The following is a 21,997-nucleotide window of genomic DNA, read 5'->3' as shown; positions in this document are numbered from 1 at the left end:
GTGTTCTGTGGCCCGCGGGCCTGAAGGCGGTACTAGCCGACCTTGTTGGCGGACTCTGCGGCCGACGTCGGAGCGGAGGGGGCATCCCCTGCGCCGAGGTTGGCGCGCAGCTTGGCGCCGAGTTCGGCGTCGACGTTGGTCCAGTACTGGATGGCCCGTTCCTTGATGTCGGCGCTCTTGACGCCGCCCACTGCACCGGAAATGGTCTCCAGGAACCGGGCCTTGGCGGCCTCGTCGTAGACCTCGCGGTACAGCGCACCGGCCTGCACGAAGTCGCTGTCCTCCGCGTGGAGGGAGTGCGCGGCAAGGGTCAGCTCGCCGTCGTTCTCCCAGCCGCCGGCCGGGTTCTGCGGCTCAACCGCAGCGGGGCCGCCCACGGAGTTCGGTGCATAGACCGGAACCGACGGGGCGTTGAACAGGTAGCGTCCGGCGCCGTCCTGGCTGTAGTTGTTGACCTGGTTCTTGGGCTGGTTCACCGGGATCTGGGCGTGGTTGGTGCCCACGCGGTAGCGGTGCGCATCGGCGTAGGAGAAGATGCGGGCCTGCAGCATCTTGTCCGGCGAGGCGGCAATGCCGGGGACGAAGTTCGACGGCGCAAAGGTGGCCTGCTCGATCTGCGCGAAGTAGTTCTCCGGATTGCGGTTCAGTTCCATGGTGCCAACCTTGATCAGCGGGTAGTCGCCGTGCGGCCACACCTTGGTCAGGTCGAAAGGGTTGAAGCGGTAGGTCTTGGCGTCCTCGTACGGCATCACCTGGACGTGCAGGTCCCAGGAGGGGAAGTTGCCGGCGGCGATGTTCTCGGACAGGTCGCGGATGTAGAAGTCCGCGTCGGAACCGGCCAGCTGCTCAGCCTGCTCGCTGGTCATGGAGTTCACGCCCTGGTTGGACTTGAAGTGGTACTTGACCCAGAAGCGCTCGCCTGCGGCGTTGATCCACTGGTAGGTGTGTGAGCCGTAGCCCTGCATTTCGCGCCACGAGGCAGGCAGGCCGCGGTCACCCATGAGCCAGGTGACCTGGTGTGCGGACTCGGGGGACAGGGTCCAGAAGTCCCACTGCATGTCGGCGTCGCGCAGGTGCGTGCCCGGGAGGCGCTTCTGCGAGTGGATGAAGTCCGGGAACTTGATGCCGTCGCGGATGAAGAAGACGGGGGTGTTGTTGCCCACGAGGTCGTAGTTGCCCTCGGTGGTGTAGAACTTCACGGCAAATCCGCGGGGATCGCGCCAGGTGTCCGGTGAACCGTTCTCGCCGGCGACGGAGGAGAAGCGGATCAGCATCTCGGTCTCGGCGCCCGGCTGCAGGAACGCGGCCTTGGTGTACTTGGAGATGTCCTCAGTGGCCTTGAACGTGCCGAAGGCGCCGCCGCCCTTGGCGTGCACTACGCGCTCCGGAACCCGTTCGCGGTTGAACTGGGCAAGCTTTTCGATGAGGTAGTGGTCGGTCAGGATGATGGCACCGTCGGCACCAACTGACTTCGAGTGAGCGTCGGACGTAACCGGCGCACCTGACTGGGTTGTGGAAACGGCAGTCATTGTTCTCCTATTTCTCTTTTTCTTGCGAGGGACTATGGGGAGGAAGTTGCTGGGCCCGCTGGCAGTCCTGGCAGATGCCCTGGTACATGACGTCCGCGATCTGGATGGTCATGGGCTTGGCGTCAGGGTTCCAGTGGGGCGTGAGGCACGGGGCATGGCCGACGGCGCAGTCCACGTCCTCCACCCGCCCGCAGCTGATGCAGATGGCGTGGTGGTGGTTGTCGCCCACGCGTGTCTCGTACAGCGCGGGGGAGTGCGGGGGCTCGAAGCGGCGCAGCATGTGCAGGTCCGTCAGGTCGCCCAGGACCACGTAGACAGACTGGGCCGTCAGCTCGGGCAGTTCGGCCCGGGCGGCGGCCAGGATGCTTTCGGCAGGTGAATGCGGGTGGCGTTCGACGGCGGCCAGCACAGCGAGCCGCTGCTTGGTCACCCTGCGGCCGTGGGCGCGCAGGGCCGCAGCCCACGCGTCCTGGCCGTCAAAGTGCTCCGTCATGGCTCCATTCAAACACTTATTTTGAATTTATCGCAATAAGGCGCGGCTAACCTCCTGCCAATTCCTGGTGAACGGCAGGAGCTCCAGGTGACATTAGGGTTGCAGGGTGGGGAAACTGCTTGCTGACATGACGCCGCTCAAGGAGAGCCCCGCATTCCGCCGGCTCTGGCTCGGCTCGGCGGTATCCGCCGTCGGCAGCCAACTCACCCTGGTGGCCGTAAGCCTCGAGGTGTACCGGCTCACCCAGGACAGCTTCTACGTGGGCCTGCTGGGCGTTTTTGCGCTGGTTCCGCTGGTGGTGGGCGGCCTCATGGGCGGCTCCATCGCCGACGCCCACGACCGCCGGCGCATCGCCCTGCTGGCCACTTCGGTGCTCTGGCTGACCACCGGCCTGATTGCCCTGCAGGCCTGGGTGCAACTGGGAAACGTGTGGGTGCTGTACCTGTTGGTGGCACTGCAGAGCGGGGCGCAGGCCATCAACCAGCCGGCCCGCAGCGCCATCATCCCCATGCTCATCCGCAAGGAACTCCTGCCTGCCGCCAACGCCCTGAGCATGCTCTCGCTGGGCCTTGCCATGACGGCCGGGCCCCTGCTGGCCGGCCTCCTGGTCGCGTGGCTGGGCTTCGGCTGGACGTACACCATCGATTTCGTGAGCTTCGCATTTGTCCTGTGGGCGGTGTACCGGCTGCCGCCCATGGCGCCCACCGGGGGCCAGCGCAAGGCGGGGATCCGCTCCGTGGTCGAGGGCTTCCGGTTCCTTGGCACCCGTCCCAACCTCCGCATGACGTTCGTCATCGACCTCATTGCCATGATCCTCGCCCAGCCGCGGGCGCTGCTGCCCGCCGTTGCCGCCGTGATGATCGGCGGCGGAGAGGCAACCGTCGGCATCCTGCTGGCGTGCACCGCCGTCGGCGCCTTCCTCGCCGGACTGTTCTCCGGGCCGCTGGGCAGCGTGCGCCGCCAGGGGACCGCCGTCGTGGTTTCCGTCATGGGCTGGGGCGCATCCATCGGGGCCTTCGGGCTGGTGGTTCTGTTGGCCGGCCGGGCGCCGGGCGCCAGCGCCACGCTCTGGTTGCTGCCGGCTGCCGTCTGCTGCGCCCTGGCCGGCATCGCGGACTCCATCAGCAGCGTCTTCCGCAACACCATCCTCCAGGCCGCCGCCCCGGACCACCTGCGCGGGCGGCTCCAAGGGGTCTTCATCGTGGTGGTGGCCGGCGGACCGCGGATCGGGGACCTGCTGGCCGGCGGCGCGACTAGGATTTTGAATGAGGGCTGGGTCCTGCTGCTCGGCGGTCTGTTGTGCATCGCGGGCGCCTGGCTGGCGGCTCAGCTGCAGCCGGGATTCCGCCGGTATGACGCCCGGAACCCGGTACCTTAGCGGACCGTTCCCTTAGTGAGGAGGAAACGTGCACAATCATCACAACGGCTTGAAGACTGCGGCCCTGTTTGGCGTCCTGTGGGCGGTGCTGCTGGGTCTCGGCGGCCTGATCGGGGTGGGAACGCGCAGCTCGGCCCCCATCTGGATCATGGCCCTGATCGGCGTCGGCACCACCTTCTACGGGTACTGGAACAGCGACAAGATGGCCATCCGGTCCATGCAGGCTTTTCCGGTCACCGAAGCGCAGGCCCCGCAGCTTTACCAGATTGTCCGGGAGCTCTCGGCCCGCGCCAACCAGCCCATGCCGCGCATCTACGTCTCGCCCACCATGAACCCCAACGCGTTCGCCACCGGACGCAACCCGCGCAACGCGGCCGTCTGCTGCACCGAGGGCATCCTTCAGCTCCTGGATGCCCGCGAGCTCCGGGGTGTGCTGGGGCACGAACTCATGCACGTGTACAACCGCGACATCCTCACCTCCTCGGTGGCTGCCGCCGTCGCCGGCGTCATCACCTCGGTGGGGCAGATGCTCCTGTTCTTCGGCGGGGGAGACCGGCGGAACGCCAACCCGCTGGCCATGATCGCCATGGCTTTGCTGGCGCCCTTCGCGGCGTCACTGATCCAGATGGCCATCTCCCGAACCAGGGAATACGACGCCGACGAGGACGGTTCGCAGCTGACCGGCGATCCGCTGGCGCTTGCCTCAGCCCTGGCCAAGATTGAGCGCGGCGTCAGCATTGCTCCGCTGCCGCAGGACCAGCGCCTGGTCAACGCCTCGCACCTGATGATCGCCAACCCGTTCCGTGGGGGCGCCATGAACAAGCTGTTCGCCACCCACCCGCCCATGCGGGACCGGATCGCCCGGCTCGAGCGGATGGCCGGCCGTCAGCTGTAGCCGCTCCCTGCACGCATGTGCGCGCAGGGAACGCCTGCGGCGGCAGCCTAGCTGCGGAAGTTCACGAACTGCAGATCGGCTTCCTCGAAGTCCTTCAGGAGTGCCATGGTGGCCTGGAGATCGTCACGGGACTTGGAGGAGACGCGCAGCTCATCGCCCTGGATTTGCGACTTGACCGACTTGGGGGCTTCGTCGCGGATCAGCTTGTTGATCTTCTTGGCCAGGTCCTGGGCGATGCCCTCCTTGATGGAGGCTTCCAGGCGGAATTCCTTGCCGGAGGCGTAGGGCTCGCCGGTGTCCAGCGACTTCAGTGAGATGCCCCGGCGGATCAGCTTGGACTGCAGCACGTCCAGGACGGCCAGCACGCGCTCCTCCGAATTGGCCTTCATGAGGATCTTCTCGCCGCTGAAGTCCACCTCCGCGCCGACGCCCTTGAAGTCGTAGCGCTGCGTGAGTTCCTTCTGGGCCTGGTTGAGGGCGTTGGCCACTTCCTGCTTGTCCACTTTGCTTACGACGTCGAACGTTGACTCGCCTGCCATGACTCTCCTTTTGCCTGATGGGAGCCCTGCGCGTAACAGGGCCGGGATCACTGGCATCAAGCCTAATACGGATGCCCCACCCGGGGGTGGTGATGAATTCACAGTTCCCTCTCAGCGGACGCACCGCGGGAACGAAGGCGCCCTGGCGAGAGTTGGAGCAGTTGTAAATGCTCGAAGGGAACACCATGCACCGCAAAGCCGCCCGTTACGTCACCCGGACCACCTCAGCAGCAGCCGGGGCGGTGGCAACGGCAGCAACCTCGGTGGCCGCTGCGGCGGTGGCGGCCTCGATCGTTTTGAGCCCGGTGGCGGACGCGTCCTCGCGGATGGACGGCGTGCGGGCCGACCTCCAGCGGGCGGTGCAGTTGAACCAGATCACCGCAGAGCAGGCGCTCAGTTTCGAAGCCAAGCTCGCAGGGCGCATCCTGGGTGAAGCCTGACCGGGGGGCGTCTTTTCCCGTCATTCCAGGGGATTATGGGTGCTGCAGGGCCCGATTCGATTCTTCGCCGGAAGTTCTGTAAAGTTGTCTTGCCCGCGGTTACTGGAAGCGGAACGGACCGGAAACGGACGCTCCGAACACTGCATCGGCGGGTACTTCTTTTGAAGTTCGGCAGATTACCCGAGCGGCCAAAGGGGGCTGACTGTAAATCAGCTGGCAACGCCTACGGGGGTTCGAATCCCTCATCTGCCACCCTTGGAAAAGCCTCCGGAACCTTCAGGTTCCGGAGGCTTTTTCGTGTCTCCGGGCAGGTCCGGAGGACGCCCGGAAGCGGCGCCGGACCGTCGTCGACACCACGCAACGGCCGGGCCGCCAATGAAGGACGCCGAACTCACCCTCCGGCGAAGCGCCATGGCCTTGTCCGCGGATCCTGCCGGTTAAGGTTCGGACCCGCGGACAAGCTTCTGAAATCCCGGTTCAGCGCCGTGGTTTACGTGCAGTCAGTTCAACGCGATCAGGAGCATCGTGCTGGTGCCCGGGATGCAGGTTTGCAGGATGGCCCGCGGGAACCCGCCGAAGACAGCAATCACGTCGTTGGTGGTTCCGGGGTTGGGGACGGTGCCGCGGCCGGTCACGGTGTAGGTGCCGTAGCCGGGGATGCTGACGGTCTCACCCACCCCTATTCCGGAGAACCGCGCCCAGCCGCCGCAGAAGTCGTGCTCTGTGATGAACAGCGAGTACCCGTCGTTCGGGGTGAAGTGGATGGGGCCGATGCATGCGTCCACCATTGACTGGCCGCCCGATCCTGCCACGTAGATGGTGCGTACGGCGGGTGCTGCCGGTGCCGGCGCAGGTGCGGGAGCCGCCGCGGGGGCGGGGGCCGGGGCTGCTGCCGGGGCGGGCGCGGCGGCTGGAGCCGGAGCCGGGGCGGCCACCGCTATGGCGGGGCCGGTCAGCAGCAGTGTTTGGCCCGGGTAGATGATGCTGTATGCGCCCAGGCCGTTGGCGGCGAGCATGGCGTTCATGTCCACTCCGTGGCTGGCAGCAATCCCGCCCACCGTGTCGCCAGAGACCACGGTGTAGACGTTGGGGTCACCCGCCGGTTCGGGAGCTGGAGCCGGAGCTGGAGCCGGTGCGGGAGCGGGTGCTGGAGCCGGTTCGGGGGCTGCTGCCGGTGCCGGGGCTGCGTCCGCAGCTGGCGCGGCCACAGGCGCGGCCGCAGCGGCCGGAGTATCGGGTGCGTTTTCTCCGGAGGAGTCTGCTGCCTCGCCGGAGTCAACGTCGGGAGCCGGCGACGGAACGGCGGCCGCCGCCACCTGGACCGCCGCCGCAGGTGTGCCTCCGCTGAGGGACGCAGGCGGCGCAGCCATGGCGCCGATGCCCATCGCGGCCACAACGGCCGCCGTGGCCATGCCGGCCCATAACTTGTTGCTGATGACCGGACGTCCGGTGGTGAGGTCCGTCCGGGGTTCGTCGGTGACAAAGCTTCTGCTGGTGCCGTCGGAAGGGGGGAGAGGCTGGTTCATGGGGGGCCCATCTGGGTTCGGTCCCGCCAGGACATGCGGTGCATGCCCACGGTCAAGGACGGATCGCGATGCCGTTGCACCGCCGGCCCCGGCGGGTGCCGAGGCCGCGTGCGGCGCAAGATGGAGGCATCCGCATACCCAGAAAATGCGGAGCTCCGCGTGATGGCAGGAACGTCCGGAAGCAACCCGGTGCACCTGCCGGTGCGTGGTGGTCCTAGGAATCCCGAGTCTAGGAATCCGGCCACCGAGCGGGCACCAGTAGGAATTACCCGAGTTTTCGGCACCGGTACTCGTCCCCGGCAGCGCCCCTACTCAGGCCGGGAGCGTGCGGTACTTGCTGCTACGGCGCCCGGCGGTCCCGCAGTTCCGCGATTTCCCGGCGCAGCAGGGCGATCTCAGCCACCAGTTCCGCCACTTCCACCCGCATGGGTTCTTCAACGGCTTCGGCAACCGATTCCGCTGTGTCCTCCACCCGCTGGACCAGCCACGATGCGATGGAGGCCGTTACCACGCCCAGCACGGCAATCCCGCTCATCATCAGCGCGGTCGCCACCAGCCGGCCAATGGGCGTGACCGGATACATGTCCCCGTAGCCAACCGTGGTGATGGTGGACGTGGCCCACCACAGGGCGTCGCCGAACGTGAGGATCTTGGCGTCCGGCGCCCACTGTTCCACGTCCAGGACTGCCAGCGCGCCCACGAAGACCAGCAGGGCGGCGGAGCCGGCCACATAGGTAACCACCCGGCCGCGCAGCGTTTCGCCCACTGTCCGGTGCAGGACTGACAACAGGGTCACCAGCCGCAGCAGGCGCAGCGGCCGGAAGAACGGCAGCGCCACGATGACCAGCTCGTGGAGGTTGCGGATGAACCACTGCCGGCGGTTCTCCGCCAGCCACAGGTTCGCCGCGTAGTCCAGCACGAACACGCACCACGTCACCCACATGACCATTTCCAGCCAGTCCGCGCCGCTGCCCTCAAGCCGGCCGATGACCTGCCACGCGTAGGCTGCCAGGAACACCAGTGCCGTTGCCATCAGGGGCCACTCCGCCAGATCGCGGTAGCGTTGCTGCGTCATGCAGGAAATCCTACGGTGATGCCCCAGCCAACAGCAGGTGCCCAGCATGTTACCCGCGGGTAGCATTGGGGCATGCACCTGCTCCTGAGAACCATCCTCCTGCTGTTCCGTTCCGCCCGGCGCGCGCCCGTCTCCGTGTGGGAGTCCTCGTCGCTGCCACTTCGGGTCCTGCCCACGGACATCGACATCGCCATGCACGTGAACAACGGCATGTACCTCTCCCTCATGGACCTCGGCCGGTTCGACCTCATGGTGCGCAGCGGCGTCTGGAAGCGGATGCGCCGCCGTGGCTGGAGCCCGGTGGTTTCCGCGGAAACCATCGCCTTCCGCAAGTCGCTGCAGCTGTGGCAGGACTACACCATCGAGACCCGCGTCATCGGGCTGGACACCAAGGCGATCTTCTTCGAGCAGCGCATGGTGGCCGACGGCGAGATTTACGCACGTGCCTACATCGCCACCCGGCTGGTCACCAAAGGAGGCCCGGTCAGCCAGGAAGACATCATCGCGGAGTTTGGTGCCCCGCCGGCGGACCTGGTGCTGCCCGAATGGATCCACGAATGGCGCGCTACCAGCGCCCTCCCCGGCAGCCGCACCCCCGCCCCGCACCTGTGGGATGCCTACCGCTGAACCGTTGTGTCGTCGTCGTACGCCGGGTATTCCCGATGACGCGGGGAGCGAACACCCGCGACACGGACAGCCCCGGGCGCGTAGCGTAGTCGCATGGCTACCCTTGACATCACAGGTGAACAGTTCGCATCCACGATCGAAGGCAACGACATTGTCCTGGTGGATTTCTGGGCAGAATGGTGCGGCCCCTGCAAGCAGTTCGGCCCCACCTACGCCGCCGTTTCCGAGAAGCACCCTGACGTCGTGTTCACCAAGGTGGACACCGAAGCAGAGCAGCAGCTGGCGGCGGAGGCAGGCATCACCTCCATCCCCACGCTGATGGCCTTCCGTGAAAAGGTGCTGGTGTTCTCGCAGCCCGGCGCCCTGAACGCCCAGCAGCTGGAGCAGGTGGTGGACGCGGTTAAGGCCTTGGACATGGAGGAGGTCCACGCGCATGTGGCCCGCCAGCGGGAAGAAGCCGCTGCCGCGGCCGGGAAGCCCGCCGGCACCCAGGGCGGTCCACAGGACGGCACCCAGATTCCCGACTTCTAGACCCTCATTAACGCACACTGCGGGACCCCGTCCGGGGTCCCGCAGTGTGCGTTAATACGTCCCTAGACGCGTTCCACCTTGACCGGTTCGGCCAGCAGTGCGCTCAGCGATTCGTTCAGGTCCTGCACCGCGGTGCCCTTGGAGTGCTTGTCCAGCTCTTCCTGGGACGCCCACTGCTCGGTCAGCACCAGCTTCTCCTCCGTGGCTTCGGTCAGCTCGTAACGGATGCAGCCCGGTTCATTCACCACCTCATCAATTGCGATTTCCAGGGCAAGTTTGACGCGGAAGAACTCGCCGTCGTTGGGAATGAACGTTGCTATCAGGTCAATGGGTGCACTCATGGTTTTCACAATACCGGGCGCCGCCGGTCCGTCTCGTGCGTTGCGGCCGAGTCCGGCCCCGCCTTCCTTCTCCCGCCGGGATCCTGTTGGTAGCGTTCCACCATGCGTGCATATACAGCCGGGGACACTGACGTCCCGCTCCTGGAAGAAACCATTGGCGCGAATTTCGAGCGCGTCGCCGCGCACTTTCCGCTGCATGACGCGCTGATCGAGGCCGCGCCCGTGCCCGGCGCCGATGCCCGGCGCTGGAGCTACACCAAGATGAACGACGACGTCGACCGACTGGCGCGTGCGCTCCTCGCCCTGGGTGTCGCCAAGGGGGAGCGGGTGGGCATCTGGAGCCCCAACTGCGCCGAATGGACGCTCCTGCAGTACGCCACCGCCAAAGCCGGCGTGATCCTGGTCAACGTCAACCCCGCCTACCGCAGCCACGAACTCGAATTCGTCGTCAAGCAAAACGGCATGCGCATGCTGGTCACGGCGCCATCGGACAGCAACAGCGACTATGTCGGCATGGCCCGCCAGGCCCTGGCCGCGTGCCCGGACCTGAAGGAACTCGTCTTCCTGCCGGACCATGGCCTGGACGGGCTGTCGGCCGGCAGCCCCCAAGGCGGCGCGGAACTCACGTACGCTGAACTGCTCAAGCGGGCGGACGACGTCGGGCACGCTGCCCTGAAGGCCCGGATGGCTGAGCTCAGCCCGCATGATCCCATCAACCTGCAATACACCTCCGGTACCACGGGATTCCCCAAAGGCGCCACGCTGACCCACCACAACATCCTCAACAACGGCTACGCGATCGGCGAGTTGCTGGGGTACACCGAGCACGACCGGGTGGTCATCCCCGTGCCGTTCTATCACTGCTTCGGCATGGTGATCGGCAACCTGAACGCGCTCAGCCACGGGGCCGCCACCATCATCCCCGGGCGCGGTTTCTCGCCTGCCGCCGCACTCGAGGCCGTGCAGGACTTTGCCGGCACGTCGCTGTACGGGGTGCCCACCATGTTCATCGCCGAGCTGGCACTCCCGGACTTCGGCTCCTATGACCTTTCGACGCTCCGGACCGGGGTGATGGCCGGCTCGCTGTGCCCCATCGAGGTGATGAACCGGGTGATTTCCGAGATGAACATGGTGGATGTGGCCATCTGCTACGGCATGACCGAAACGTCCCCGGTGTCCACCATGACGCGCAAGGGCGACACGCTGCACCAGCGCACCGAGACCGTGGGCCGCACCATGCCGCAACTTGAAAGCAAGATCGTGGATCCTGCCACCGGTGAAGACCTTGAACGCGGGCAGATCGGAGAACTCTGCACCCGCGGTTACGCCGTCATGGCTGGATACTGGAACCAGCCGGACAAGACCGCCGAGGCCATCGACGCGGAAGGTTGGATGCACACCGGCGACCTGGCCCGCATGGACGACGACGGCTATGTGGTGGTGGAAGGCCGGATCAAGGACATGGTGATCCGCGGGGGCGAGAATATCTACCCGCGCGAGATTGAGGAGTTCCTGTATTCCCACCCGTCCATCCAGGACGTCCAGGTCATCGGGGTCCCGGATCCGAAATATGGCGAGGAACTGATGGCCTGCATCATCCTCAAACCCGGAGCGGAGCCACTGGACGCGGCGGCAGTGGCTGAGTTCTGCCGCGGCCGGCTGGCGCACTTCAAGATTCCCCGCTACGTGGAGGTCCGGGAGAACTTCCCCATGACGGTTTCCGGGAAGATCCGCAAAGTCCAGATGCGGGAGGAAGCGGTGGCGCGGCTGGGGCTCTGACTAGCCGGGCTGCTGCACCAGGTCGAATCGGACTTCGCCCTCGCAAATCGAGGTGATCCGGACGGTGTAGCCGTCAAAGGTGGCTTCCTGCCCGAGTGCCAATCCCGGAAAGTCCTTCGATGCCGCGCCGGTGACCTCGAACAAGGCTACCGACAGGTCCGCCGTCGGCGGGTCATTCTTCAGGTGTGTGCTGGACAGTCGCACGAGCGGTGTGGCGTCCGGGCCCCGTGGGGAGTCCGGCAGAAGCGGAAAAGAGCCATTTGCAGACGGGATGATCCGGTAAGTTCCAGCGTGGGTGCAGCTTGCCGTTGACGTCATGGTTGGCTCCTTTGAGGCTTGGGATGAGTGCGGTTGGGACGGCTCCGCGGAGGTGGAGCAGCCGCTCAGAGTGAGTGCCAGAGGCAAAACCGTGCAGGCGAGAACGCGGCTGCGAAGCCGCAGGGCGGGACGCGGCATCAGCCCGCCACCGTGGCATCGCTGAAGAGCCTGCTGAATTCGTCCTGCGAGATCTGCATGCGCGGCTCGGAAGGGCCCCATGGATTTTGAAGGACGATGTTCCCCCGCTCGTCAACTCCGGTCACGAAATAGGCGTGGCCGGCATGGTATCCGTTGGGCGCCTCCTCCGGCGTTTCACCCAGTGTTGTGACCAAGGCCGGGCGTCCCCTGCGGGCCGCTTCCCACAGCTTCCCGGCGTCATCGGTGCGTTCCACGTCCGGTCCCGCCAAATACTGGAATGCGTCGGGACCCCAGTTGCCTTCAATGGCGCGGTAGTTCCCTGGCGGGTACGCCTGGTCCGGGGGCGCCCCTTCCGCTGTCCCGTCGTTTCTGTCGTCCTCGGTGTAAACCTGGGCCAGCGCTTTCTCAACATAGGCAGGCCAGTTGCCGCCAAACCCTGCTTTGGCTCCCATCTGTGCGCCATTGCTGTTTGCCGGCAGGTCCGAGGTGACGGTCACCCACTGCTCCTCTCCGTTCTTGTCGAACAGCAGGACGGAAACCGTGCCGTTGCCGTTATCCGTTACGTGCTCGCGGGCCCAGCCCGGATCGGCATTGACCATGGCCCCGGCGGCGGCCAAAACCACGCAGTCCCCGTACTGCCCCTGCCTGATGTCGCCAGTGCCCGGGCGTTGTCCGATCACCGGCCACTTGGGTTCCATCCACCGGTCCGTGCTGCTGGCCTCAGGGCCATCAGGCCTCGCTGCATCTCCCATGGCCTGCCCGTCCGGCTGGGCCCACGGGATGAGGTCCTTCAGGCGCCCCACCTGCTCTGCTGACGCCTTGGACAGGAACGGGTCCAGCAGTTGCTGACGTTCGAAAGGCGTGGTTCCCTCCCAGTTGAACAGTCCCTTGCCGTCGGCCGCCGCGCCGCTGCCCAGGCTTCGGAGCTCATCATCGGTTAACGACTCCAGCAACTGGTTCAGCTGGGCAGGTTTGAGCCCGGTCAAGGCGTCACGGAGCTTGTTGACGTCCGAATCGTTGCCCACAAAGAAGTTGTCGCCCGACGCAGCGTCCCTGACCAAGCCCCGGAGCCAGTCCAGTTCGGGCGCCGAAAGGTTCGCTTCGCCGCGGTCGGGGTGGCGCACCACGGAATGCTCCCCGCCGGTCAGGTAATCGGACGTCGCATCCCCGGCGGCCGTGCCGGGAGGGCCCCCGGCCGAACTGGTCCGGCCTGCCGCGCCACCGGCGCCGCTGGCGCGTTCCTGCTCGTCCGCGTGCCGTGCGGCTGCCTTCCCTGCGTCCGCAAGGGCCTCAATGACGCGGCCCAGCAGGAGGCTGTGCGTGCCATTCCAGTCGTTCCGGAACCCCTCGGCGTCGGCCCCTTTCCAGGTGCCTGGCTCGCCCACGTTCCTCGACAGCGCCGTGGCAGTGGACATCAAGCGCGCGGAGGAGGCGGTAAGGGCCTTCCCCAGGGCGCGAAGTTGGGCGACGTCCGCCCCGTAAATGCCTGCCATTATTCCCCCAATATCCAGGCGCAAGCTTACGCGAGGCGCCCCGCCGGAGGCATGGGGAGAACTGCCCGCTAGCTACTGCGGCCGGTTGGGCGGCGGGACAGCCGTAGCGCCACAACGGCGACGGCGCCCGCCGCCAGTGCGACCAAGGCCAGGACCGCTGCCCCGTTCCTTCCGGCCTGGGTGGCCTGCCGCGTCCCGCCGCCGGTCACCTCGTTGGCGGGAATCTGCCACTCCGACGGTGCCGGAAGGATTCCCTGCGGCAGTTGGGTCCCGCGCAGTTTCCGTCGGGCGGCCAGCCGCTCCCGCACCGCCTCATCGGGGGCAGCCTCCAGATCGTCGGCGGCGATGGCAGTTGGGTAGTCGATGATGTAGGGCTCACCGTAAAACGCAGAGGACGCCGCCGACTCCACCCAGGTGAACGGTGGTGGGGCAACGTCCCGCGCTGCGAACGCGGTCAGCAGCATCTCCCGGATTTCGTCAAGGCTCTTGCCCGTGGCCCCGCGGCGAATCACGTCGAAGATGGCCAGTTGCAGCTTCAGTTTGGCATCCCCGTCAGGATCGTGCGCCTCCGGGTCCACCACCGCGGGGTCTTGCCCGGTTGGATCCACGTCCAGGGGTTCTCCGCCGGCGTGGTTGGTGCGTCGTGGATCGGAGCTCATGGGGTTCCTCTCACTCGTGGTCCGGCCGTGCCTGGCCGGACGCCACACCCTAGCCTTACCCATCCCGGTCCGGATCAAGCACCGGTTGACCTGCCGCGGAGGGTTTTAGCGCCGGCGGTGGTCCTGGATAGTCATGCGCGGGCCAAAAGTGGGCTTGCGGTAACCGGTGCTCTGGATCATCCGCACCACCCGCTGCCGGTGCCCGCGCCAGGGTTCCAGCAGTTGGATCATGCCGGCGTCGTCGGTCCTGCGCCCCGTGAGCGCGGCCCCGATGTAGGCCGCCAGGTGGTAATCGCCCACGGCGATGGAGTCCGGGCAGCCGTGGGTGCGCTGCACCACCTCGGCGGCGGTCCAGACTCCAATCCCGGGAATCACCTGCATTTTTTCTGCGGCTTCCGCGGCCGGCGACGCTGCCAGCCGCTCCAGGGCGGCGGCGGAGCGCAGCGCCCGCATGACGGTGGCGGAACGCTGGGGACCCACGCCGGCCTTGTGCCACTCCCAACTGGGGACCTGCAGCCATTGGGCCGCCGTTGGCGCCACGATGAGTCCTGCCGGAGTGGAGGCCCCCGCGCTCGGGGCCGGCGTCCCGTAGCGGTGGACCAGGTACCGGTAGGCGCGCCGGGCCTCCACCACCGTCACCTTTTGTTCCAGGATGATGGGCACCAACTGGTCCACCATGCGGCCGCTCGCGGGCAGGCGCAGCGCCTGGCTGCGCCGGCGTGCCTCCCGGACCATGCGGGGCAGCGTGGCATGGAAGGCGGGTTCGTCGAAATCCCGCCAGTCGTCGTCGGCCCCCAACAGCCGGGGTGCTGCCTGGACCGCGGCCGCAGCACCCGGGCCCCATGCCTGGACGTCCACCCAGGGGCCGCCCGCTTCGCCGCCCGCGGGGGACAGCCGCAGGGTGGCCGGGCCGGTGGGGGACGTAAAGGCATTCCAGATCACGTCGCCCTGGACGCAGAAAGACGGATCGCTGTTGCCCCGCAGCAGCGGTCCAAGGGTCCGGGACAAGCTGTAGGGCGCCTCCGGATACCAGCGCAGGGACACGTCCGCGGCGGCCGCCAGCCGGGGAGGTGCGTCTGCGATGGTCATGTCTTCCATGGTCCCACGGCCCACCGACACCGGCGGGACCATCGGCCCTTCTCCGCGTCGCAGCCCGGGACTAGGATCACTGCTGGCGCACGGGCAGCGGCTGCCCATAAGCCGTGCCGTCGAGAACCAGGAGGCCATGGTGGGCGGAGCAGTGCATTTTGAGATTCCCGCGGACGACCCTGAGCGGGCAATGAAGTTCTACCAGGAAGCCCTGGGGTGGCGGATGGAACCGGTGCCGGGGATGGACTACACCATGGTCATCACCACGGACATGGATGCGGCCACCGGGCAGCCAACCACGCCCGGGGCGATCAACGGCGGAATGATGGCCAGGGAAGGACGGATCACCGCTCCCGTCATCACCGTGGATGTTCCGGACATCAACGCCACACTGAAGACGGTGGAGGAGTTGGGCGGTGCAGTGGTCATGCCCAGGAACGAGATCCCCGGCATGGGCTACACGGCATACTTCCAGGATTCCGAGGGCAACGTGATGGGGCTCTGGCAGAACCTCGCGCCGCAGGCCACCGGGACCCCGGACGGCGCCTGAGCACCCTGGAAAGACGAGCCGTCAGGGCATCCCGGAAACCAGCCACAGCGCCAGCACGGCCAGCGGCACCGTCAGCAGGACTGCCACCAGCCCGGCCACCGCAAACCCGCCCCACCTGACAGGGACGTTCAGTACCCGCAGGCGCTCATGCCACAGCAGCGTGGCCAGCGAAGCCCAGGGGCTCACCAGCGGGCCCAGGTTCACGCCGATGAGCAGGGCGGCCAGCCTGGCCGGAGATCCGGCCACCGGCTCCAGGGCCAGGTAGGCGGGAAGGTTGTTCGCGGCGTTGGCCGCCCCCGCGCCCAGCCCGGCCAGTTGCAGGAGTGCCGGCAGTCCGTCGCCCGATCCGGCGATGCCTGCCAGCAGCGTGGTCAGCCCGTGTGCGTGCAGCGTTTCCATCAGCATGAACAGGCCCACTGTCAGCATCAGCGGCCGCCACGGGACCATGGACCACCGCAGGGCCGAGGGCCTGCGGTGCAGGAAGACCGCCAGCAGGACCGCCGCCGCGGCAAGGGCGGGGTACTGGACCGGGACGCCTGAGACCAGGGCCGGGAGCAGGACCAGGAGCGTCACGGCGGCGGCCTTCAACAGGGTGCGGTCACGGACGGGATGCGTTGGCTGCGGCCCGTAGGTTCCGCGCAGCTCCCGCCGGAACGCCAACCAGAGCAGGACGAGGGGGACCAGCAGTCCCACGACGGCGGGCGCCCAGACCAGTCCCGCGAAGCGCCAGGGGCTCAGGCCAAGCCGGTCCTGGGCCAGGAGGTTGGTCAGGTTGGAGACGGGCAGCAGGAGTGAGGCCGTATTCGCCAGCCAGATGCTGGTCAGTGCGAACGGCAGTGGAGGGATCCGGGCGTGGACAGCCAGGAGGACAACCACGGGTGTCACCAGCACGGCGGTGGTGTCCAGGGACAGGAACACCGTGGCCACCGTGGCCACGGCCACCACCAACAGCCAGAGGGTGAAAACGCTGCCCCTGCCCAGCGCCGCCAACCGGTCCGTCACCACGCGGAAAAGTCCTGCCTCGTCCACCAGTTCGGTCACCAGGGACATGGCCAGCACGAAAGCCAGGATGGGAATGGTGCGTCCGGCCAGTTCGCCGAAGGCCGGGACGGGGAGGGCGCCGACGGCGAGGGTGGCCAGGCCTGCCGCCAGGGTTGCGCCGGGCAGCAGGTAGCTGCGGGTGGCTTTCAGCCATGCGAACTGCATCACCGGGCTATCCTCGCATCCCGGGCGGGGAACAGCCTGCAGTAAGCGGTAGCTTTGTATCTATGAAGTACGCCCAGTCCATCCTGGACCTCATCGGCAATACGCCGCTCATCAAACTCAACCACGTGACCGAGGGCATCAAGGCCACCATTTTGGTCAAACTGGAGTACCTGAACCCCGGCGGTTCCATTAAAGACCGCATCGCGGCGCAGATGATCGAGGATGCCGAACGCGAAGGCAAGCTGAAGCCGGGTGGCACCATCGTGGAGCCGACGTCCGGCAACACCGGCGTGGGCCTGGCCCTGGTGGCGCAGCAAAAGGGCTACAAGTGCATCTTCGTGGTCCCGGACAAGGTGGGCGAGGACAAGCGGGCCGTGCTGCAGGCCTACGGCGCCGAAGTGGTGGTCACGCCCACGTCGGTCCCGCCGGAGAGCCCGCAAAGCTACTACGGCGTCTCGGACCGGATCACCCGGGAGACACCCGGTGCCTACAAGCCGGACCAGTTCTCCAACCCCGCCGCTCCGGGCAGCCACTACAAGACCACCGGCCCTGAGATTTGGCGTGATACCGACGGCAGGATCACGCACTGCGTCATCGGCGCCGGCACCGGCGGCACCATCACCGGGACCGGCCGCTATTTGAAGGAAGTTTCGGCTGACCGGCCGGAGTCCGACGGCGGCGTGGTCCGGATCATCGGCGCCGACCCCGAGGGCTCGGTCTACTCGGGCGGCACCGGGCGGCCCTACTTCGTCGAGGGCGTGGGCGAGGACATGTGGCCCGGCAACTACGACAAGTCCATCCCCGACGACGTGATCGCCGTCAGCGACGCCGACTCCTTCGCCATGACCCGGCGCCTGGCGCGGGAGGAAGGCCTGCTGGTGGGCGGTTCCTCCGGCATGGCGGTGGTGGCAGCGCTCAAGGCGGCGCGGGACCTGCCCGAAAGTGCCGTCGTCGTGGTCATCCTGCCCGACTCGGGCCGCGGATACCTGGCGAAGATCTTCAACGACCAGTGGATGCGCTCCTACGGCTTCCTCTCCGGGGGCGAGGAAACGTCGGTGGGTGAGGTCATCAAGTCCAAGACCGGCGAACTTCCGGACCTGGTACACATCCACCCCAACGAATCCGTGCGGGACGTCATCAACATCATGACCGAGTTCGGCGTCAGCCACATCCCGGTCCTCTCGCAGGAACCGCCCGTGGTCATGGGTGAGGTCCTGGGTGCCGTGGACGAACGAACGCTGACCGCCAAGCTGTTCCGCGGCGAAGCGAAGCTGACGGACAAGATTTCCGAACACATGGGCCCCAAGCTGCCCGTGATCGGGTCGCTGGAAACCATCTCCGCCGCCAGGGAGCTGCTCTCGGACACGGATACCCTGATGGTCACGTTTGTGGGCGCGCCCGTGGGAATCCTCACCCGGCACGACCTGCTGGCCTACCTGAGCAACTAAAGGAGCACCCATGACTGCCTCTGAGAACCAAGGCTTCAACACCCGGGCCGTCCACGCCGGCCAGGCTTTCGAGCCCCGTACCGGCGCCGTGGTCCCCCCGTTGCACTTCAGTTCCACCTACGCCCAGGACGGCATCGGCGGCCTGCGCAGCGGTTACGAGTACGGCCGCGGCGGCAACCCCACCCGGGACGCCCTGCAGGAACAGCTTGCCGCCCTGGAACTCGGGACGCACGCCTACAGCTTCAGCTCAGGCCTGGCTGCGGAGGACGCCCTTATCCGTGCCCTCACCCGCCCGGGCGACCACATCGTGCTCGGCAACGACGCGTACGGCGGCACCTACCGGCTGATCAGCCGCGTGCTGGGCGATTGGGGGATCGGCAACACCCCGGTGGACATGGCCAACCTGGACACCGTCCGCAGCGCCGTCGCTGCCAACAAGACGCGCTTCGTGTGGGTGGAGACCCCCTCCAACCCGCTGATGAAGATCACGGACATCGCCGCGCTCGCGGATATCGCCCACGCCGCCGGCGCCCTGCTGGTGGTGGACAACACCTTCGCCTCGCCCTACCTGCAGAACCCGCTGGCCCTCGGTGCCGACGTGGTGGTCCACTCCACCACCAAGTACATTGGCGGACACTCGGATGTGGTGGGCGGCGCCGTGGTGGTGAAGGACGCGGAGCTGGCGGAGAAGATCGGTTTCGTGCAGTTCGCGGTAGGTGCGGTTTCCGGGCCGATGGACGCCTTCCTGACCACCCGGGGGCTGAAGACGCTTGGCGTGCGCATGGACCGGCACAGCGAGAACGGCCAGGCGGTGGCCGAGTGGCTGCTGGAGCGTCCTGAAGTGGAGGCTGTGCTGTACCCGGGCCTGCCGACGCACCCCGGCCACGAACTCGCCAGGACGCAGATGCGCAAGTTCGGCGGCATGGTGTCCGTGCAGTTCAAGGGCGGTGAAGCCGCGGCCCGGAAGGTGGCGGAGTCCACCACCGTGTTCACCCTGGCCGAATCGCTCGGCGGCATCGAATCGCTCATGAACTACCCGTCAGAGATGACCCACGCCTCGGTGAAAGGTACCGAGCTGGCAGTTCCGGTCAACCTGCTGCGCCTGTCCTGCGGCATCGAGGACGTCGAGGACCTCATCGCCGACCTCGACCAAGCCTTTTCCGCAATACCGTAGCGGCGGCAGGGGAACCCTGGCTTTCTTGAAGAAAGTCAGCTAGGGTTCCCGTATGCCTCTCCGATCTGACTGGTCCCAACGCACCTGCAGCATGGCCCGCGGCCTGGACATCCTGGGCGACCCCTGGTCCGTCCTGGTCCTGCGCGAGGTCTTCTTCGGGAACGGCCGGTTCGACCCCATGAAGGCCCGCCTCGAAGTGGCCGACTCGGTCCTCACCAAGCGGCTCGCGGGTCTGGTTGAGTCCGGGCTGCTGGAGAAGAAGCCGTACGACGACGGCGGCCGTACCCGCCAGGAATACGTGCTCACCGCCATGGGTGAAGACGCACTCCCGGTCCTGAACGCGGTCACCATCTGGGCGGAGAAGCACCTGCCCGCGCCCTCGGAGCAGGCCCACCTGTACGTCATCCATTCGGGCTGCGGGAAACCCACCACCTCGGCCGACACCTGCACGAGGTGCGGGGAACGGCTCACCGCCGCGAACACCAGCTGGCACAGCCGGTCACGGTCCGAGCAGCCCATCCGGTTGTCCACCGCAGCCCGGGAGGGAACGGCCGCGTGAGCACCCTGCCCGAGGAAGCAGCCGAACTACCCGCCGAAGCCGCCGCCGGGCCGGACACGGTCCGGCGCCGCCGGCTGCACCCGGCATGGATCGTCGCCGCCGTGGCGTTCCTTGCGCTGGTCGGGGCGGCTGGATTCCGGGCGGCCCCCGGGGTGCTCATGGTCCCGCTCCAGCAGGAGTTCGGCTGGTCCACCACGGTCCTGTCGGCTGCGGTCAGCATCAACCTTGTCCTGTTCGGCCTGACCGCACCGTTCGCCGCCGCCCTGATGGAACGGTTCGGCATCCGCGCCGTCACGGCAACAGCCCTGGTCCTGATCGGCCTCGGCAGCGCCTTGACGGTGCTGGTGAACCAGTCCTGGCAGATCCTGCTGACCTGGGGCCTGCTGATCGGCCTCGGCACCGGTTCCATGGCCTTGGTCTTCGCGGCCACCATCGCCAACACCTGGTTCACCAAAAACCGCGGGCTGGTCATCGGCATCCTGACCGCCGGCAGCGCCGCCGGCCAGCTCGTCTTCCTGCCGTTCATCGCCCTCCTGGCACAGGACCCCGGCTGGCGGCAGGCATCCCTGCTGATCGCCGCGGGCGCCCTCGCCGTGGTCCCGCTGGTGCTGAAGTTCCTCAAGAACTCGCCCGCCGACGTCGGGGTGTTGCCGTACGGTGCCCTGCCCCCGGTGCCCCCGGTGCCCGCGGACACCGTGATGCCGGACGGAGCCAAAGTCCCCGCAGCCGCGGACGGGCCCCGCGCCAACGCCGCCGTCCGCGCCCTCCAGGTCCTCCGCCGGGCCATCAAAGTCCGGACGTTCTGGGCGCTGGCGGCAGGTTTCGCCATCTGCGGAGCCACCACCAACGGGCTGATCGGCACCCACTTCATCCCCTCCGCGCACGACCACGGCATGCCCGAAACCACGGCCGCGGGACTGCTCGCCGTCGTCGGGATCTTCGACATCATCGGCACCATCGCCTCCGGCTGGCTGACCGACAGGTTCAATCCCCGCGTCCTGCTGGCCGTCTACTACCAGTTCCGCGGCATCGGCCTGCTGGTGCTGCCATTGCTGCTGAACGCCGAGGTCCAGCCCAGCATGATCGTCTTCGTGGTGATCTACGGCCTGGACTGGGTAGCCACCGTTCCCCCCACGGCCGCCATCTGCCGCGAAACGTTTGGTGCGGACGGCAGCGTGGTCTTCGGCTGGGTGTTCGCGGCCCACCAGCTCGGCGCCGCCGCGGCGGCCATCGCCGCCGGAGCCCTGCGGGATGCCACCGGGCACTACACCTACGCCTGGCTGGGTGCGGCGGCCATGTGCACCATCGCTGCGATCATCAGCGCCACCATCCGCCGGGACCGGAGTTCGCGGGCAGCGGAGCCGGCTGCGGCCTGAACCAGCGCCCCACAAGGCGGCGCTAGGCTGGTCGGATGGAATCAGACGCACCCGCCGCTGCCCGCCCCGTTGCCCTGGTCACCGGCGCCGGGCGCACCGGGAACATCGGTGCCGGCATCACCCGGCAGCTGGCCGCCGATGGCTGGGACCTCGTCCTCTCGTACTGGGCGGGCTATGACGCCCGGATGCCGTGGGGGAGTGAGCCGGACGATGTCCTCCGCCTTACCGCCGAGCTCGAAGCCATCGGCGCCACGGTCCACGCCGTACCCGCAGACCTGCAGGACCCCGGTGTGCCGGACAGGCTGGTGGCCGAGGCCGTGGAGCTGGCCGGTCCGCTGCGGGGCCTCGTGCTCAGCCATGCCGAATCGGTGGATTCGGGGGTGCTGGACACCAGCGTGGAGTCCTTCGACCGGCACTTCGCGGTGAACACGCGCGCCAGCTGGCAGCTGATCGCCGCGTTCGCCCGCCAGGCCCCGGACGACGGCGGCGCGATCGTGGCACTGACCAGCGACCACACCGCGTTCAACCTTCCCTACGGCGCCTCCAAGGGTGCCCTGGACCGGATCGTCATTGCCGCCGCACGCGAGCTGGGTCCACAGCGCATCTCGGCGAACGTCCTGAACCCGGGGCCCATCGATACGGGATGGATGACTCCCGACCTAAAGGAAGCGCTCACCTCCCAGCAGCCCACCGGCCGCCTCGGCACCCCTGCAGACGTCGCCGGAACGGTGGCGTTCCTGCTCTCGCCCGCCGGGCGCTGGGTCTCCGGGCAGCTGATCAAGGCCGACGGCGGCTTCTCCGCCTGAGCTCCCTGCGGCCCCGTTCGCCCCGCGC

Annotated in this window: 23 protein-coding genes and 1 tRNA gene; 13 read left to right on the top strand and 11 right to left on the bottom strand. The window is 67.4% G+C overall.

Features of this window, described 5'->3' with window-relative positions; translation table 11 throughout:
• Positions 1 to 32: 32 nt before the first annotated feature.
• Both C563_RS0102980 and C563_RS0102975 read right to left on the bottom strand, forming a co-directional pair.
• Positions 33 to 1,529: a catalase gene (locus tag C563_RS0102980; protein WP_018760545.1), complete on the bottom strand. Its 1,497-nt coding sequence runs from the start codon at positions 1,527 to 1,529 to the stop codon at positions 33 to 35.
• 7 nt (positions 1,530 to 1,536) lie between these two features.
• Positions 1,537 to 2,022, bottom strand: a complete 486-nt coding sequence (locus C563_RS0102975) for a Fur family transcriptional regulator (protein WP_018760544.1) — start codon at positions 2,020 to 2,022, stop codon at positions 1,537 to 1,539.
• A 106-nt stretch (positions 2,023 to 2,128) separates the two neighbouring features.
• Here C563_RS0102975 and C563_RS0102970 point away from each other — a divergent pair, with 106 nt between their 5' ends.
• Together C563_RS0102970 and htpX are read left to right on the top strand one after the other, a co-directional pair.
• A complete protein-coding gene (locus tag C563_RS0102970; RefSeq protein ID WP_018760543.1) occupies positions 2,129 to 3,400 on the top strand; it encodes an MFS transporter in 1,272 nt (423 codons plus the stop codon).
• Between the two features lie 28 nt (positions 3,401 to 3,428).
• A complete protein-coding gene (gene htpX, locus C563_RS0102965) occupies positions 3,429 to 4,295 on the top strand; it encodes a zinc metalloprotease HtpX (protein ID WP_026264316.1) in 867 nt (288 codons plus the stop codon).
• A gap of 47 nt (positions 4,296 to 4,342) precedes the next feature.
• Here the strand turns inward: htpX and C563_RS0102960 are convergent, their stop codons facing one another.
• Positions 4,343 to 4,834: a YajQ family cyclic di-GMP-binding protein gene (locus C563_RS0102960; protein WP_018760541.1), complete on the bottom strand. Its 492-nt coding sequence runs from the start codon at positions 4,832 to 4,834 to the stop codon at positions 4,343 to 4,345.
• A 185-nt stretch (positions 4,835 to 5,019) separates the two neighbouring features.
• Between C563_RS0102960 and C563_RS0102955 the strand changes: the two genes are divergently transcribed.
• Together C563_RS0102955 and C563_RS0102950 are read left to right on the top strand one after the other, a co-directional pair.
• A complete protein-coding gene (locus C563_RS0102955) occupies positions 5,020 to 5,274 on the top strand; it encodes a hypothetical protein (protein WP_026264315.1) in 255 nt (84 codons plus the stop codon).
• A gap of 170 nt (positions 5,275 to 5,444) precedes the next feature.
• Positions 5,445 to 5,526: transfer RNA gene (locus C563_RS0102950), tRNA-Tyr, on the top strand.
• Positions 5,527 to 5,774: 248 nt separating this feature from the next.
• On the opposite strand, the gene C563_RS0102945 is transcribed toward C563_RS0102950, so the two are convergent.
• Entirely contained in the window at positions 5,775 to 6,800 is a 1,026-nt protein-coding gene (locus C563_RS0102945; protein WP_018760539.1) for a LysM peptidoglycan-binding domain-containing protein, read from the bottom strand.
• Between the two features lie 340 nt (positions 6,801 to 7,140).
• Positions 7,141 to 7,875, bottom strand: a complete 735-nt coding sequence (locus C563_RS0102940; RefSeq protein WP_018760538.1) for a potassium channel family protein — start codon at positions 7,873 to 7,875, stop codon at positions 7,141 to 7,143.
• 72 nt (positions 7,876 to 7,947) lie between these two features.
• Here C563_RS0102940 and C563_RS0102935 point away from each other — a divergent pair, with 72 nt between their 5' ends.
• Together C563_RS0102935 and trxA are read left to right on the top strand one after the other, a co-directional pair.
• Positions 7,948 to 8,502 (top strand): acyl-CoA thioesterase, encoded by a 555-nt coding sequence (locus tag C563_RS0102935; protein ID WP_018760537.1) that lies wholly within the window; start codon positions 7,948 to 7,950, stop codon positions 8,500 to 8,502.
• A 93-nt stretch (positions 8,503 to 8,595) separates the two neighbouring features.
• On the top strand, positions 8,596 to 9,033 hold the full coding sequence (trxA, locus tag C563_RS0102930; protein ID WP_018760536.1) for a thioredoxin: 438 nt from the start codon (positions 8,596 to 8,598) through the stop codon (positions 9,031 to 9,033).
• A 62-nt stretch (positions 9,034 to 9,095) separates the two neighbouring features.
• On the opposite strand, the gene C563_RS0102925 is transcribed toward trxA, so the two are convergent.
• Entirely contained in the window at positions 9,096 to 9,374 is a 279-nt protein-coding gene (locus C563_RS0102925; RefSeq protein WP_018760535.1) for a putative quinol monooxygenase, read from the bottom strand.
• Between the two features lie 102 nt (positions 9,375 to 9,476).
• Between C563_RS0102925 and C563_RS0102920 the strand changes: the two genes are divergently transcribed.
• Positions 9,477 to 11,153, top strand: coding sequence for an AMP-binding protein (locus C563_RS0102920; protein WP_018760534.1), 1,677 nt, complete (start codon positions 9,477 to 9,479; stop codon positions 11,151 to 11,153).
• On the opposite strand, the gene C563_RS0102915 is transcribed toward C563_RS0102920, so the two are convergent.
• From C563_RS0102915 to C563_RS0102900, 4 genes are all read right to left on the bottom strand, one after another.
• Positions 11,154 to 11,471 carry a hypothetical protein gene (locus C563_RS0102915; RefSeq protein ID WP_018760533.1) on the bottom strand — a complete coding sequence of 106 codons (318 nt, stop codon included), beginning with the start codon at positions 11,469 to 11,471 and terminating at the stop codon, positions 11,154 to 11,156. It abuts the gene before it with no gap.
• A gap of 137 nt (positions 11,472 to 11,608) precedes the next feature.
• The gene (locus tag C563_RS0102910) at positions 11,609 to 13,102 is read right to left on the bottom strand and encodes a hypothetical protein (RefSeq protein WP_018760532.1); all 1,494 of its coding nucleotides are present in this window, start codon (positions 13,100 to 13,102) and stop codon (positions 11,609 to 11,611) included.
• Between the two features lie 68 nt (positions 13,103 to 13,170).
• On the bottom strand, positions 13,171 to 13,761 hold the full coding sequence (locus tag C563_RS0102905) for a hypothetical protein (protein ID WP_018760531.1): 591 nt from the start codon (positions 13,759 to 13,761) through the stop codon (positions 13,171 to 13,173).
• Between the two features lie 105 nt (positions 13,762 to 13,866).
• Positions 13,867 to 14,850: a DNA-3-methyladenine glycosylase family protein gene (locus C563_RS0102900; RefSeq protein ID WP_026264314.1), complete on the bottom strand. Its 984-nt coding sequence runs from the start codon at positions 14,848 to 14,850 to the stop codon at positions 13,867 to 13,869.
• A 136-nt stretch (positions 14,851 to 14,986) separates the two neighbouring features.
• On the opposite strand from C563_RS0102900, the gene C563_RS0102895 reads away from it, so the two are divergent.
• On the top strand, positions 14,987 to 15,400 hold the full coding sequence (locus C563_RS0102895; RefSeq protein WP_018760529.1) for a VOC family protein: 414 nt from the start codon (positions 14,987 to 14,989) through the stop codon (positions 15,398 to 15,400).
• Positions 15,401 to 15,421: 21 nt separating this feature from the next.
• On the opposite strand, the gene C563_RS0102890 is transcribed toward C563_RS0102895, so the two are convergent.
• Entirely contained in the window at positions 15,422 to 16,606 is a 1,185-nt protein-coding gene (locus C563_RS0102890; protein WP_018760528.1) for an SLC13 family permease, read from the bottom strand.
• A 62-nt stretch (positions 16,607 to 16,668) separates the two neighbouring features.
• Between C563_RS0102890 and C563_RS0102885 the strand changes: the two genes are divergently transcribed.
• From C563_RS0102885 to C563_RS0102865, 5 genes are read left to right on the top strand one after another with little or no spacing between them, the layout of a single operon-like run.
• Complete coding sequence (locus C563_RS0102885) at positions 16,669 to 18,054, top strand: cystathionine beta-synthase (RefSeq protein WP_018760527.1); 1,386 nt, start codon at positions 16,669 to 16,671, stop codon at positions 18,052 to 18,054.
• Between the two features lie 10 nt (positions 18,055 to 18,064).
• Positions 18,065 to 19,228 carry a cystathionine gamma-synthase gene (locus C563_RS0102880; protein WP_018760526.1) on the top strand — a complete coding sequence of 388 codons (1,164 nt, stop codon included), beginning with the start codon at positions 18,065 to 18,067 and terminating at the stop codon, positions 19,226 to 19,228.
• Positions 19,229 to 19,280: 52 nt separating this feature from the next.
• On the top strand, positions 19,281 to 19,787 hold the full coding sequence (locus C563_RS0102875; protein ID WP_026264312.1) for a winged helix-turn-helix transcriptional regulator: 507 nt from the start codon (positions 19,281 to 19,283) through the stop codon (positions 19,785 to 19,787).
• Between the two features lie 5 nt (positions 19,788 to 19,792).
• Positions 19,793 to 21,163 carry an MFS transporter gene (locus tag C563_RS0102870; protein WP_231369835.1) on the top strand — a complete coding sequence of 457 codons (1,371 nt, stop codon included), beginning with the start codon at positions 19,793 to 19,795 and terminating at the stop codon, positions 21,161 to 21,163.
• Positions 21,164 to 21,198: 35 nt separating this feature from the next.
• On the top strand, positions 21,199 to 21,969 hold the full coding sequence (locus tag C563_RS0102865) for an SDR family oxidoreductase (RefSeq protein ID WP_018760523.1): 771 nt from the start codon (positions 21,199 to 21,201) through the stop codon (positions 21,967 to 21,969).
• Positions 21,970 to 21,997: the final 28 nt, after the last annotated feature.

Source organism: Arthrobacter sp. 135MFCol5.1 (assembly GCF_000374865.1).
Lineage (GTDB): Bacteria > Actinomycetota > Actinomycetes > Actinomycetales > Micrococcaceae > Arthrobacter.
The sequence above is the reverse complement of the archived record's forward strand: the minus strand, read 5'-3'. Positions and strand labels throughout refer to the sequence as shown.